The sequence below is a fragment of the Dyadobacter luticola genome, assembly GCF_005860805.1.
In the GTDB taxonomy this organism is placed as follows: domain Bacteria; phylum Bacteroidota; class Bacteroidia; order Cytophagales; family Spirosomataceae; genus Dyadobacter; species Dyadobacter luticola.
The window spans coordinates 1,098,293-1,111,595 of record NZ_VCEJ01000004.1; the positions used below are offsets into that span (position 1 = coordinate 1,098,293).

General features: G+C 47.5%; 11 protein-coding genes. 9 read left to right on the forward strand and 2 right to left on the reverse strand.

Going from position 1 to position 13,303, the window contains the following annotated elements:
- Nucleotides 1-15 precede the first annotated feature (15 nt).
- Together FEN17_RS15305 and FEN17_RS15310 are read right to left on the reverse strand one after the other, a co-directional pair.
- Nucleotides 16-1,962: a KUP/HAK/KT family potassium transporter gene (locus tag FEN17_RS15305; protein WP_138366216.1), complete on the reverse strand. Its 1,947-nt coding sequence runs from the start codon at nucleotides 1,960-1,962 to the stop codon at nucleotides 16-18.
- Nucleotides 1,963-2,049: 87 nt separating this feature from the next.
- Nucleotides 2,050-3,393 (reverse strand): Nramp family divalent metal transporter, encoded by a 1,344-nt coding sequence (locus tag FEN17_RS15310; RefSeq protein WP_138366217.1) that lies wholly within the window; start codon nucleotides 3,391-3,393, stop codon nucleotides 2,050-2,052.
- A 155-nt stretch (nucleotides 3,394-3,548) separates the two neighbouring features.
- Between FEN17_RS15310 and FEN17_RS15315 the strand changes: the two genes are divergently transcribed.
- The 9 genes from FEN17_RS15315 to FEN17_RS15355 all read left to right on the forward strand — a co-directional run bounded on the left by FEN17_RS15315 (nucleotide 3,549) and on the right by FEN17_RS15355 (nucleotide 13,302).
- Nucleotides 3,549-4,211, forward strand: coding sequence for a metal-dependent transcriptional regulator (locus tag FEN17_RS15315; protein WP_138366218.1), 663 nt, complete (start codon nucleotides 3,549-3,551; stop codon nucleotides 4,209-4,211).
- 10 nt (nucleotides 4,212-4,221) lie between these two features.
- Nucleotides 4,222-5,304, forward strand: a complete 1,083-nt coding sequence (locus FEN17_RS15320; protein WP_138366219.1) for an LptF/LptG family permease — start codon at nucleotides 4,222-4,224, stop codon at nucleotides 5,302-5,304.
- A 1-nt stretch (nucleotide 5,305) separates the two neighbouring features.
- The gene (locus FEN17_RS15325; RefSeq protein WP_138366220.1) at nucleotides 5,306-6,217 is read left to right on the forward strand and encodes a DMT family transporter; all 912 of its coding nucleotides are present in this window, start codon (nucleotides 5,306-5,308) and stop codon (nucleotides 6,215-6,217) included.
- Between the two features lie 65 nt (nucleotides 6,218-6,282).
- Nucleotides 6,283-7,233, forward strand: a complete 951-nt coding sequence (locus FEN17_RS15330; RefSeq protein WP_138366221.1) for a glycosyltransferase family 2 protein — start codon at nucleotides 6,283-6,285, stop codon at nucleotides 7,231-7,233.
- Nucleotides 7,226-8,662 carry a DUF6056 family protein gene (locus FEN17_RS15335; RefSeq protein WP_138366222.1) on the forward strand — a complete coding sequence of 479 codons (1,437 nt, stop codon included), beginning with the start codon at nucleotides 7,226-7,228 and terminating at the stop codon, nucleotides 8,660-8,662. Before FEN17_RS15330 ends, FEN17_RS15335 begins: the two co-directional genes overlap by 8 nt.
- Nucleotides 8,637-10,346, forward strand: a complete 1,710-nt coding sequence (locus FEN17_RS15340; protein WP_374756671.1) for a hypothetical protein — start codon at nucleotides 8,637-8,639, stop codon at nucleotides 10,344-10,346. The genes FEN17_RS15335 and FEN17_RS15340 overlap by 26 nt, the downstream gene beginning before the upstream one ends.
- A gap of 74 nt (nucleotides 10,347-10,420) precedes the next feature.
- Entirely contained in the window at nucleotides 10,421-11,365 is a 945-nt protein-coding gene (locus FEN17_RS15345) for a glycosyltransferase family 2 protein (RefSeq protein WP_138366223.1), read from the forward strand.
- A gap of 4 nt (nucleotides 11,366-11,369) precedes the next feature.
- Nucleotides 11,370-12,830, forward strand: a complete 1,461-nt coding sequence (locus FEN17_RS15350; protein ID WP_138366224.1) for an MBOAT family O-acyltransferase — start codon at nucleotides 11,370-11,372, stop codon at nucleotides 12,828-12,830.
- A 91-nt stretch (nucleotides 12,831-12,921) separates the two neighbouring features.
- Entirely contained in the window at nucleotides 12,922-13,302 is a 381-nt protein-coding gene (locus FEN17_RS15355) for a co-chaperone GroES (RefSeq protein WP_138366225.1), read from the forward strand.
- Nucleotide 13,303 lies beyond the last annotated feature (1 nt).

The following is a 13,303-nucleotide window of genomic DNA, read 5'->3' on the forward strand; positions in this document are numbered from 1 at the left end:
ATCAATTCTAATGTATCAGGTGAAAACCCGGCGCAGCTTCACATTCTCGACCGGCCTGATAATCAGCGGCACTTTTTCGATTTTCACTGAGCTGCTGTCGAGCCCAAACCATTTGTCCTCGGGTGTCGTAAAGTCTTTGACAAAAAAGTACGTTTTCATCACCAGCTGCTCGATCAGCGGCAGATCATTTTCAAAAGAAAGAAACCTTTCCAGTACGACAAACCGGAAATCGCCGGTAATGTTCTGCTTGCTCAGCGATTCGTAGCGGCTCCTGATGTCCACTTCTTTGTTCAAAACCATATCTTCCACCACTTTGCGGAAGAACATATTGATCCGCTGATCGACCCGGAAACCGAGCCGGAAATTGATCTTGATCACATTATCATTGTTGTCGTCGTCGGACAAAACCTTGTATTCCATCGTATACGGATCGTCGGTAATGTCGACGTGGATAAACCAGTAAACATCAGCGCGTTTGGGACGTTTTTGGAAGATCGAATAAATGACTTTCGTCTCAATTTCCGTGGCGCGGGAAGCATTGGTCATGAAAACCAGGTGCGTCGTATATTTCGGGATACTGATGTCGCGGCTCAGCTCGTGCAAGGCGGGAAGGTATTTTTCGAGCTTGGTGTATTCCGTCAGCCTCAGTTTTATGTAAAATGCTCTCAGCCAGACCGTCATCAGTCCCGCCACCAGCACGCCGACCAAGATCGTAAACCAGCCGCCGTGCGTGAATTTCAGCAGGTTAGCACCCAAGAACATTCCCTCGATAAACAGGTACAGCAGCATAAAAACAATGACGATCCACAAATTCACCCGCTTCATATAAAGATAGTAGGAGAATAAAATGGTGGTCATGATCATCGTCAATGTGATCGCAAGGCCGTAAGCCGCTTCCATATTGGATGACTGTTTGAAATACAAAACCACCCCGCTGCAACCCAGCCAAAGTAGCCAGTTAATGCTAGGTACATACAGCTGACCTTTTTGATCACTCGGATAAATGAGGCGCACTTTCGGCCAGAAATTGAGGCGGATCGCTTCTGAAATCAATGTAAATGAACCGGTTATCACCGCCTGGCTTGCGATGATCGCCGCCAATGTTGCGATGACGATTCCCGGCAGCAGCCACCACTCAGGCATGATTTCATAAAATGGTTTGCGTGCGTCAAGCAGGCCGCCCATTTGTGTAATCAGCCAGGCGCCCTGTCCGAAATAGTTGAGTAAGAGGCAGATTTTTACAAAAATCCAACTGATCCGAATGTTCTCGCGACCGCAGTGTCCCAGATCGGAGTAAAGCGCCTCGGCACCTGTGGTACAGAGAAATACCGCTCCCAGGATCCAGAAACCGCCGGGATGTTTGGTGATCAAATCATAGCCATACATGGGGTTGATGGCTTTCAGGATCTCAGAATGTTCCATAATTTGAAACAAACCCAGAACCCCCAGCATTACAAACCAGGTGATCATGAGCGGCCCAAATGCACGGCCAACTACTTTGGTACCAAAGGCTTGTATAACAAAAATGAATGTAAGAATGCCGATAACGATCGGGACGGTCTGAATGTTGGGATAAAGAAGCTTCAAACCTTCCACAGCGGAAGAAACGGAGATGGGCGGAGTAATGATCCCATCGGCGAGCAGAGTACTTCCACCGATAATTGCCGGGACGGTCAGCCACTTGGCGTGTTTCCTGACCAGCGCATACAATGCGAAAATTCCGCCCTCACCCCGGTTATCTGCCCGGAGGATCAGGATCACATATTTGATGGTGGTTTGGAGCGTCAGTGTCCAGAAAATGCAGGATATCGCTCCGTAAATGATTTCCTCGGTAATCGTTTCGCCCAGGATGATGGCCTGCATTACGTACAGCGGGGACGTGCCAATATCGCCGTAGATGATACCAAAAGCTACCAGGACCCCGGCGGCCGACAGCTTATCAATTTTATGCTTTGATTCCATTCACCTTTTTGAAAAAACGGCGAAAGTTAGGAAACCGCTTGCAAAGAAATGACGGTGGGTTACAAATTTAATTTGGTCTGCCGGGCCTTAACCGGCAAATGTATTATAAAGCAGGTAGCCGTTTAGACCGATAATGGTGATGCTGATAATCCAGCTTAGTGCGGTCACAAGCCTGGTGTTTGCAAAACGGCCCATGATTTTGCTGCTTGAAGTAAATAAAACCAGCGGCACCACGGCAAAACTGAGTTGCAGCGAAAGAATTACCTGGCTAAGTACCAGCAGTTCGGCAGTACCTTTCTCTCCATATAAATAAGAAACGATCAGCGCAGGAATGATGGCGATACCGCGGGTGATGAGGCGGCGCAGCCAGGGTTTCAGGCGAATGTTGAGGAAACCTTCCATGACAATCTGCCCGGCCAAGGTACCTGTCAATGTGGAGCTTTGGCCTGACGCAAGCAGCGCCAGCGCAAAGAAAATCCCTGCCAGGCCAACTCCCAGCACCGGATCGAGCAGGTGATAAGCGTCGGTAATGTCGGCGATTTCAAAATGTCCGTTGGCGTGAAATGCGGTAGCGGCGAGGATTAAGATGGATGCATTGATAAAAAATGCCAGCGCCAGTGAAAACGTCGAATCGATGGTAGCAAACTTGATCGCGGACTTTTTGCCCTCCTCGTCGCGCTTGTAGGCGCGGGTCTGAACAATGCTGGAATGCAGGTAAAGGTTATGCGGCATGACGGTCGCGCCGAGGATACCGATGGCAATGTAGAGCATGCCCGAGTTCGTGACGATTTCTGTTCTTGGTAAAATTCCACCCATGATCCCGGCGATAGATGGCTGGGAAACAACCATTTCATAAAGAAAACTCAGCAGAATAATGCTCATCAGACCGGCCACAATGCTTTCAATGATCCGAAAACCTTTCTGCTGAAAATACAGGACGATCAGCACATCAAATGCAGTGAACAAAACGCCGACGGGCAGCGGAATGTGAAAAAGGAGGTTTAATGCGATGGCGGAGCCAATTACTTCGGCCAGGTCGGTGGCGGCGATGGCGATTTCGGAAAGTATCCAGAGTACGAAAGAAACCGGCCGGGAATAATAATCGCGGCAGGCTTGTGCCAGGTCGCGGCCGGTGGCGATCCCTAATTTTAGGGAAAGGTGCTGCAAAAGCATGGCGAACAAATTGGAAATGAGGATCACCGAAAGCAGGGTATATCCAAACCGCGAGCCGCCTTCAATGTCCGTCGCCCAGTTGCCCGGATCGATGTAGCCGACAGAGACCATCAGCCCCGGGCCGGCAAATGCGGCCATTTTTTTCCAGAAACCCGCACCTTCCGGAACATGGATCGTAGAATGTACTTCAGACAATGAAGCCTGACGGTCCGGAGTATTCTTTTCCACTGGTTCCTTTACTTTTAAGCCAACTATCATTTTAATAGTATTCGAAATAAACAATTCAGTTTACTGGAAACAAATATAAAGAAATTCTTAAATAAAATTTTAGACTAGCCTAAATTTTATTATTCTGATTTGTAACCCGTACTTTTGCCGATGTTAAGATATCGTGCCATCGCTGCTGACCAGAAATGCAGAATTCCTTCACAGAAGAAAATTATCTGAAAATCATCCACTCCCTGTCCGGCCGTGACGGGGCGGAAGTGAGTACCAATGCGCTGGCGGAGAGCACTGCTACCCGCGCGGCATCGGTGACGGACATGCTGCGGAAGCTGGCGGAAAAAGGTTTGATCAATTACAAAAAATACCAGGGTGTAACATTGACCGAGCAGGGTGAAAAAGTCGCGATCAAGGTAATCCGCAAACACCGGCTCTGGGAGGTTTTTCTAGTGGAAAAACTGGGTTTTGGCTGGGACGAGGTACATGATATCGCCGAAGAGCTGGAACATATTCCGTCTGAAATCCTGGTGGAAAAGCTCGATACTTTCCTCGGGCACCCCCGCTTCGACCCGCACGGTGACCCCATCCCGGATGCAAAAGGGAATCTGACGGAGCCTGACTACCTGGTTTTGACGGACGTGCAGATCGGCGAAAAGGTGAGAATGATGGGCGTGCTGGACCATGCACCGTCATTTTTACAGCATTTGGACCGGTCGGGCATTACATTGGGGTCGGTGATTGAGTTAAAAGAAGTTAATGATTACGATAAATCTGCTTCCGTACAAATAAATGGCGGCCAGACGTTGTTTATCAGTCTCGAGGTATCTAAAAATTTACTGGTACAGCGCAGATGATTTACACGCCATGAGATTTAAAATACTGGATCGCTACCTGATCAAAAACTTCCTGATTACCTACGTTTTCGTGGCTTTCGTGATCGTCCTCATCATTTGCATGATCGATTACACCGAAAAAGTGGACGACTTTCTGGATAAAAAAGCGCCGCTCAACGAAATCCTGATCGATTATTACCTCAACCTGATTCCTTACTGGATCAATTACATCAGTCCGCTGATGGTTTTTATCGCGACGGTATTTTTCACTTCCCGCATCGCGGCGCGTACGGAGATCATTGCCATGCTCAGCAGCGGGATCAGTTTCGGGCGGATGTTGCTTCCGTATATGGTCGGCGCGTCGGTTTTGGGTATCCTGACATTCATTCAGGTAGGCTGGGTCTTGCCGAAAGCCAATAAGATCCGGAACAGTTTTGAGAAGACGTATGTCAAGCAGGAATTCTATTTCAGTGGTCATAATGTGCACATTACCATCGCGCCGGACGTTTACGCCTATCTCGAAAGCTATAATACCACTTCCAAAACGGGCAATAAGTTCACGATGGAAACCATCAAAGGGACGAAGCTTTTGCAGAAATTTTATGCTGATAAAATCGTCTGGCAGCCCAAAAAAGGCAAATGGACCTTGCAGAATTACCAGATCCGGACATTGGACAGTCTCGGTGAAAAGCTAAGCCGGGGTATAGAAATCGACACGACGATCAATCTTTCGCCCAAGGACTTTGAAAGTGACTATAACCTTTTTGAAACATTCACTTTACCTGAGCTTAACAATTACATCGACCTGCTTAAAAGCCGCGGCGCCGACGGGCTGGAAGTGTACCTGATTGAAAAATACATTCGCTTCACCCAGCCTTTCGCAATTTTGATTTTGACGGCGATCGGAGTGATTGTATCTGCAAGAAAAAGCCGACGCGGGGTAGGCTGGCAGATTGCGCTGGGCTTTATGCTGGCATTTATTTACATCCTCTTTTTTCTTTTGTCAAAAGGCGTTGCCGAGGCGGGTACGATCAATACCTTGTTTGCAGTATGGCTTCCCAACATTGTTTTTTCCTGCATAGGACTGGTTTTGTATAAAACATTGCCCCGCTAAAATGTTTTCATCCTCAGCCGTCCGCGCATACCTGCACCTCCATTTTCTGGTTTTGATTTGGGGTTTTACAGCAATTGTCGGCTTACTGGTTTCTATCTCACCCGTCGCGCTGGTTTTGTACCGCACATTGTTTGCAGCGATCGGTTTGGGCGTGATCATCGTCATCAAGCAAAAATCTTTCAAAGCGCCTTCGGTCGATTTACTAAGATTGTTCGGCGTCGGTTTCGTGCTCTCTGCGCACTGGATGCTGTTTTTCGCCTCCGCCCGCGTTTCCACAGCATCGGTTTGCCTGGCAGGTATGGCCACCACTTCGCTTTGGACGAGTTTGATAGAACCTTTGGTGAACAAAAGAAGCGTGCGTCCGCTGGAAGTCGGGCTTGGCATCCTGGCATTTGCAGGGTTATATGTGGTTTTTAAATTTGAATTTGACCACGCACTGGGTCTAGGGCTGGCACTATGCTCGGCAGTTTTGGCAGCCGTATTTACTGTCGCCAATAGCAAATTCGTCCAAAGAATCGATGCTTACACGATTACATTTTACGAAATGATCGGCGCGACATTCTTCTCGCTATTTTTCCTCATCATTTCCGAGTGGCAACATTGGACGAATGAAGTGCCTTTTATCCCGGCAGGCAAGGACTGGATCTGGATTTTATTCCTCGCATTAATTTGTACAGTCTACGCCAGCACGATGGCTGTGCAGCTGATGAAATATTTTTCAGCTTACCTTATCAACCTGACTATCAATCTCGAACCTGTTTATGGCATTGCGCTCGCTTTTTTCTTTTTTGGTGAAAAAGAGCGCATGACCCAGGAGTTTTACCTCGGTACCTTGCTGATCCTGCTGGCGGTGCTGCTGTATCCGGTTTTGGTCAATACCGCTTTGGGAGGAAAGAAGCCGGAAACCAACTGATCAGCCCGAAACGAGCTTATTAACTTATTACTACTATTTTTGTCGATTCAACAACAGGAGCATCCATGAATCCAGCACGTTTACTTCTAGTAATACCCTGCTATAATGAGGAAGCGATATTGTCCCTGACGTATTCTAAATTAAACATTTACTTCTCAGAAATTAAAAATCGGGGCCTGATCGCTGCCGACAGCCGTATATGCTTTGTAAATGACGGAAGCCGGGACCGTACCTGGAATATCATTGAAGAACTTTGCGCCCAGGACCCGAATGTGATCGGGGTAGGGCTGTCCCGGAACTTCGGTCATCAGAGCGCGATCATGGCCGGTCTGGAAGCCCATGTTGATCAATTTGACTGCTTTATTACCATCGACGCCGATTTGCAGGACGATATCAACGCCATCACCGGCATGCTCGAAAGGCACCGCGAAGGCGCGATGGTCGTGTACGGCGTGCGCGGCGACCGGAGCTCGGATTCCTGGTTTAAGCGTTTTACGGCAGAAAAATTTTATGTTTTAATGCAGAAAATGGGGGTGCCAGTAGTTTTCAACCACGCGGATTTCCGACTGATGGACCGTCGGGTGCTGAAAGAACTGGGTAACTTCCGGGAGATCAACCTGTTCCTGCGGGGCATCGTGCCGCTGATCGGTTTCAGGAGTGACAAAGTTTTTTACAACCGCCTCGAACGCCAGGCCGGGGAAACGAAATATCCCCTGAGCAAAATGCTGCTCTTCGCCTGGAACGGGATCACCTCATTTTCCACATTCCCGATGCGGCTGGTGCTGTATTTCGGAGTGTTCAATTTTTTTGTAGCCATGGTGATCGTGGTCTATATCCTTTTTTCTTACCTCGTGGGCTTCACCGTCCCCGGCTGGACTTCCACCATGCTGCCGCTTACTTTTTTCAGCGGTTCCAATATGATGGCGCTGGGATTGATCGGGGAGTACATCGGGAAAATTTACGAGGAAGTAAAAGGCCGTCCGCGATACATTATTGAAAAAACCGTCAATGAATAGATTTTATAAAAAATACAGGAGTATCGGCAACTACATCAACATTCTGCTGATGTTCGTCGTGCTGATACCCATGCTGGTACTTTCCTACTATAATCATCCCAACCCAGCCGATGATTATTGCTATATAGATACCGTATTTAAAGTGGGCTGGTTTGGTGCCATGAAAGCCTACTATACCGGCTGGACGGGTCGCTACTTCGGGATTTTCCTCAACCATACCAATCCGCTGCTTTTCCACTCCATCACCGGATTTAAGATACTGCCTGTTTTTATCATCGGAGGCACCATTTTCTCATTTTACAGCCTTTTCCGCCACCTTACGCCTACGTTATCCCGCGTCGCGCACATTGGTTTTGCCAGTGTCATTTTCTTCCTTTTTGTATTAAGAATGGCGAGTACGGCGGAAGCATTTTACTGGATGGCCGGATTTGTAACATTCACAGTGCCAAGCATTACCACATTGCTTTGGATTGTGCTCGTGCTGCGCTGGTACCGCCAGGATACGCAGCCTGCTAAAATATTGGTAGGCGTCCTCGCCGGCTTTCTGGTTTTCGCATCTATGGGTTGCAGCGAGCCTAATCTGCTCACGATGGTGCTGCTGATCGGCGCGTGGTGGGTGTATCGCCTGATTTATCACCGGAAAGTGGATGGTTTTATGATTGCAATGCTGGCGGTCGCATTATTTTCCTGCTACGTATTTTTTGCCGCGCCGGGAAACGATGCGCGGATCGGAACTAACCCGCTCGGCGGCAACATTCCTTTTTCAACCATTTCCTCCTTCAAATTCCTTGCAAAACTGATATTTGACTGGCTTTTCAGGACACCGCTTTTGTTCTTCTCGGTCGCCTGGCTGGTTGTCCTTTCGCGAGTTTCGGAAGGTGCGCGCAACTATTTTTCAATCCCGGTCTGGTATGCTTTGCTGCTGGTTGTAGGCATTTTGGCGGCGCAACTTTTTCCTAACTATTATGGAGTCGGCATCGATCCGGCTGCGCGGGTGATCAACTGCGTGTATTTCTTTTTCCTGATCGGCTGGTTTTACCTGATCGGCGTGGTTTTTCATTATTTCAAAAAGCGCAAGATCGATTACTTCCATTTCACAGTAGTCCGCTACGGCGTTTTGTATGCGATTATGGTGGTATCGGTGGTGCTTGCCACTTACCGGAGTATCAACATTCACATGCTCTACACAGATTTATTACAGGGAAAAGCTGCTGCTTTCGATAGGGAAATGTTTGAGCGCTACGCCATTTTGGAAAACGCCAAAGAAGAAAATGTTGCCCTGCCGCTGATCCAGGTCAAGCCGCTTTCGATTTTTGTGGACGACGACATTAAAACAGATACCAATTCCTGGTGGAATAAATGCATGGCGGGGTATTTTGGCAAGAAAGTTATTTCCGTGAAAAATGCAGACAGTGAGCAAAAACAGTAGGCTTTTTTACGGCATTTTCATGGCCGTACCCATCGCGGTCTGGATTTTCGTCATTCTTTATTATTCTGTCAACCTGCCCTGGTACGACGATTTCGATCCTTTTTCTGATTTTTTGCACAAATGGATCACTGAGCCGGATTTCGCTACGAGGCTTAAATTGCTTTTCCAGCCCAACAATGAGCACCGGATGGTGATCGGCAAGCTGGTTACATTGCTTTACTACTGGGTTACCGGGCACCTCAATTTCACATTACTGCACATTGCCGGTTCCAGTTTTATGCTGGGGACATTGTATCTGTTCTGGCGCGCATTCAAAAGCAGCGGGCTCAGCTGGTGGTACTTTTTGCCAGTTCCCTTTTTAATGTTCCAGTTGCAATTCCACCTCGCATTTTTGTGGGCAATATGCGCTTTGCAGCATCCACCGGTGGTTTTCTTTGCCAGCTTATCTATGTTCCTTTTGGCTAAAAACCGTTTTTTACCGGGAATGTTAGCAGCAATTTTTGCCACATTCGCGATGAGCAGCGGGATTTTTGTTTGGCCTGCGGGTGTGGTCGTGCTGGTTTTGGCTTCGAGGTATAAGCAGGTAGCAGTCTGGTGCGTGGTCGCGGTGGTGGCCGTGGGACTTTATTTTTATGGCATGTCGGCCCAGGGAAATGAATCTAGCGTCGACTTTTTTCTCAAAAACCCACATTTAAGTGTCCTCGGGTTCTTCGCCTTCCTCGGCGGTTTATTCGATTTCTTTCCTGAAAAAGCCATTTTTACGCGTTCAGTTCTTCCGGTTTTAATGGGTTTTTTAGTCATGATCTGGGTGACAATCTGGCTGCTGCGCCGGATTTTTCCCTGGCTGAAAACCACTTTCAGCTGGCCAAAAAACCTTCCGGTTTGGGCAAATCAAAATCCGGATAATGCTAAAATATTGCAGACATTCCTGGTGGGTATCGTGACTTTTTTGCTGGTCGACGGCCTGGTGATCGGCCTTCTGCGTCCCCGGTTTGGCTTTTTTGTGATGATTGTCAGTAATTATAAAATCTATCCCGCGCTTTTTCTGACGGTCGCCTACCTCGCATTTATCAGCACTGCCGTGAAAGTGAATGTTAGAGAAACCGGCTTTAAAATAGCCGTGGCAGCTGGCGTAATGATCTGGGCGATTTCAATGTACAGTTACTTGCCTGTGATTTCCGAAAGGAATAAATATTACACCGTAAACGGTTATAATCAGGAATTTAATGGTTACGGCCTGGGCCATGTGCCTTATTCTAAAAGTGCCATGTATGTGGATTCGATGATGAAAGATATGGTGAAGCGCGGCGTTTACGAGTACCCGGCCAGCGGCAGGCTGATCGCCCGCCAGGCTGAAATGGTTAGCGGGGACATTTCCAAAATGAGCGGAATCCAGATCGAAGACCGCGGATTGGCCATTTACGTGAATGATACCGAGAACCGGATTTCTTATGCCCGGAACAGCGGCGAATATGTGTTTGTACGAAACCGGGCAAGACTTTACCTGTTTAAAATGGAGCAGCACAAGTATTCGGGCAGGAACATTTTCATGCAATATGACAAAGGTGCAGACGTCCTCATTCCCAATACATCCCTGCTGCCGGACACCTATGAGATCGGAATTGTGCATGTAAACGGGGACAAAACCGGTGGCGGTGTCCTGCGAAAGATCACAATCCCATAAATAAATGAATGTTTCGATAATACTTTGAAAGGTGTATTTTTGCCGCCATAGGTCCCATCGAAAACCGACGCACATTGAAAACCCCTCAAATATCCATTGTTGCACCCCTCTACAATGAATCCGAATCTTTCCCATTGTTGGTTCAGCGAATCAATGCTTTGATGGATTCAAGTCCGCTTACCATAGAAGTTGTGCTCGTGGATGATGGCAGCAGGGACGATACTGCGCTCAGAATCAGGCAGCTTGCATTAACCGACGAACGCTATCACGGTGTTTTCTTATCAAGGAACCACGGCCACCAGCTGGCTCTGACAGCCGGGATTTCCACAGCCCGCGGCACAGAAGCACTTTTTGTGATCGATGGTGATTTGCAGGACCCGCCCGAGTTGCTTCCTGAATTTTATAAATTATTGCAGGAAGGTAATGATGTGGTGTATGCCGTGCGCAAAAAACGCAAGGAAGGTGTCGTGAAACGCATGGGTTATCACTTCTTTTACAGGATTTTACGCTCAATCTCCTATGTAGAAATCCCGCTCGACAGCGGCGATTTTGCCTTAATAAGCCGCAGGGTAGTGGATGTCCTCAATAAAATGCCGGAAGAAAGCCGGTACCTCCGAGGAATGCGTTCCTGGATCGGTTTCAAGCAGGTGGGCTTTGAGTATGAACGTGATGCGCGGGCAGCCGGAGAGTCCAAATATTCTTTCAAACAGCTTTTTAACCTCGCTTACAATGGTATTTTTAATTTTAGCGAGTTTCCGATCAAGTTTATGAGCCGTATGGGAATCCTGGCGATCCTTATTTCCCTGGTCTATTTTATCATTGTCGTGGTCAAGAAAATGTTTTTTGCGCACGTCATTGAAGGTTTTACTTCCCTGCTTTTTGTGATCATTTTGTTCAGCGGCGTACAGCTGCTGGCGCTCGGCATCATCGGCGAATATGTATTGCGCATCTTTTTTCAATCTAAAAACCGGCCTTTATTTATCATTAAGGAGGAAATAGTTAACCGCGAGTACGTTTGATCTGATGCTTTTCAACTCGATCCAATTTTTAATTTTCTTCATCGTCGTTACGCTGGCTTATTTCAGCCTGTCGTGGAAAGGTCGCTGGATTCTCCTCCTCGTTACCAGCTGCTACTTCTACCTGGTTTTCAAGCCAATATTTATTCTGATCCTGTTTGGGACGATCGTAATCGACTATTATGCAGGGATTTGGATTGAAAAATCGGAAAATCAGAAGCAGCGGAAATTGCTGCTGGTGATCAGTTTAATCTCGAACATTGGTATCCTCGCGTTTTTCAAATACTACGATTTTTTACAGGATTCTGTCAACCACATTCTTGGCAGCATGCACCTGCGCCCGCTGGTACCGCCGCTGACGCGCATGATCCCCAGCCAGATAGCCGACTGGATCACCACCGGCGACGGACGCGTTTTACTGCCGATCGGATTATCATTCCACACATTCCAGGCGATGAGCTATACCATTGAAGTGTATCGCGGAAATCAGCCTGCCGAGCGGAATTTCGGGATTTACGCTTTATATGTGATGTTTTACCCGCAGCTCGTGGCCGGCCCAATCGAGCGTCCGCAAAACATGCTTTTCCAGTTTCATACTTATTTCAAATATGATTTTGAACTGGTAAAGAGCGGGTTAATGCAGATGGCTTTCGGTTTTTTCAAAAAAATGGTCATCGCCGACCGGCTCTCTATGATGGTCGACTATGCTTACGCGCCGGGTACGGAGCACAATGGTTTGACGTTGCTGACCGCCGCCATTTTCTATTCTTTCCAGATCTACTGCGATTTTTCAGGCTACTCCGACATTGCAATTGGTGCAGCTCGGGTGATGGGTTTTACTTTGATGGACAACTTCCGGTCGCCTTATGAAGCCAAATCGATTGCAGAATTCTGGGGACGGTGGCACATTTCACTGTCGAGCTGGTTTCGTGATTATTTGTACATTCCGCTGGGTGGAAACCGGAAAGGCGACCTGATGAAATACCGTAACCAGCTGATTGTCTTTATGGTAAGTGGCTTGTGGCACGGCACGAGTTGGAGTTTTGTAATCTGGGGTGGCTTGCATGGATTGTACCAGATCTCTGCGTCGATCCGGGACAAAGTTCTGGGGAACGCGGGCGTGAAAATGCCTGAAAGTGAATTTATTAAGATCATTAACCGGATACTGACTTTCCTGCTGGTCACCCTCACCTGGGTTTTCTTCCGGAACAGCATCAGCCGCTCTTTTGACATTTTAAGAGGCATTGGTAAACTATCGCTTTCCGACAAAATCCTTTCCCCATTCAATGTTGTCGAAATGTGGTTCTGCGTATTCCTGATCGTATTTCTTTTAGTGAAAGAACATTATTACGAAAAGATCCCGACGCGCAGTACCACATTATTCTTCATATTATTTCCCCTGACTGCAATTCTGACGTATTTTTTTGGCGTCATTACAGAAAATCAGTTTATATACTTTCAATTTTAGGGGCAGATACGAGCACATTTGCAGACAATTATTTGTTACCGAAGTTCCGGGATGATTTGTCCTATTTTCAAGATTAACGTTTTCAATAAAAATGTACGAAGTAACTTCTGACAACCGGTTAAAAAGTCTCATAGTAGTAGGTGACCGTGTTTTAATACGTCCCAAAAGCCCCAGCGACCGCACAAACAGCGGCCTATATTTGCCTCCGACCGTGACGGAAAGAGAGCAGGTCCAAAGCGGATATGTGATCAAAGTTGGCCCCGGGTACCCGATTCCAGTGGCAGTGGAAGAGGAGCCGTGGAAGGAAACGGAAGAAAAGGTGAAGTATATGCCTTTGCAATCCAAAGAAGGCGATCTGGCAATTTATTTACAGCGCAATGCCATCGATCTCGAATACGACGGCCAGAAATATGTGATTGTTCAGCAGTCTTCCATCTTAATGTTGGAGCGCTCCGAAGATTTGTTTGAATAAA

Coding starts and splice junctions, on each gene's coding strand:
- FEN17_RS15340 (WP_374756671.1), top strand. CDS start 8,637: ATGCAGACAGTGAGCAAAAACAGTAGGCTTTTTTACGGCATTTTCATG.
- FEN17_RS15325 (WP_138366220.1), top strand. CDS start 5,306: ATGTTTTCATCCTCAGCCGTCCGCGCATACCTGCACCTCCATTTTCTG.
- FEN17_RS15355 (WP_138366225.1), top strand. CDS start 12,922: ATGTACGAAGTAACTTCTGACAACCGGTTAAAAAGTCTCATAGTAGTA.
- FEN17_RS15320 (WP_138366219.1), top strand. CDS start 4,222: ATGAGATTTAAAATACTGGATCGCTACCTGATCAAAAACTTCCTGATT.
- FEN17_RS15310 (WP_138366217.1), bottom strand. CDS start 3,393: ATGATAGTTGGCTTAAAAGTAAAGGAACCAGTGGAAAAGAATACTCCG.
- FEN17_RS15305 (WP_138366216.1), bottom strand. CDS start 1,962: ATGGAATCAAAGCATAAAATTGATAAGCTGTCGGCCGCCGGGGTCCTG.
- FEN17_RS15350 (WP_138366224.1), top strand. CDS start 11,370: ATGCTTTTCAACTCGATCCAATTTTTAATTTTCTTCATCGTCGTTACG.
- FEN17_RS15335 (WP_138366222.1), top strand. CDS start 7,226: ATGAATAGATTTTATAAAAAATACAGGAGTATCGGCAACTACATCAAC.
- FEN17_RS15315 (WP_138366218.1), top strand. CDS start 3,549: ATGCAGAATTCCTTCACAGAAGAAAATTATCTGAAAATCATCCACTCC.
- FEN17_RS15330 (WP_138366221.1), top strand. CDS start 6,283: ATGAATCCAGCACGTTTACTTCTAGTAATACCCTGCTATAATGAGGAA.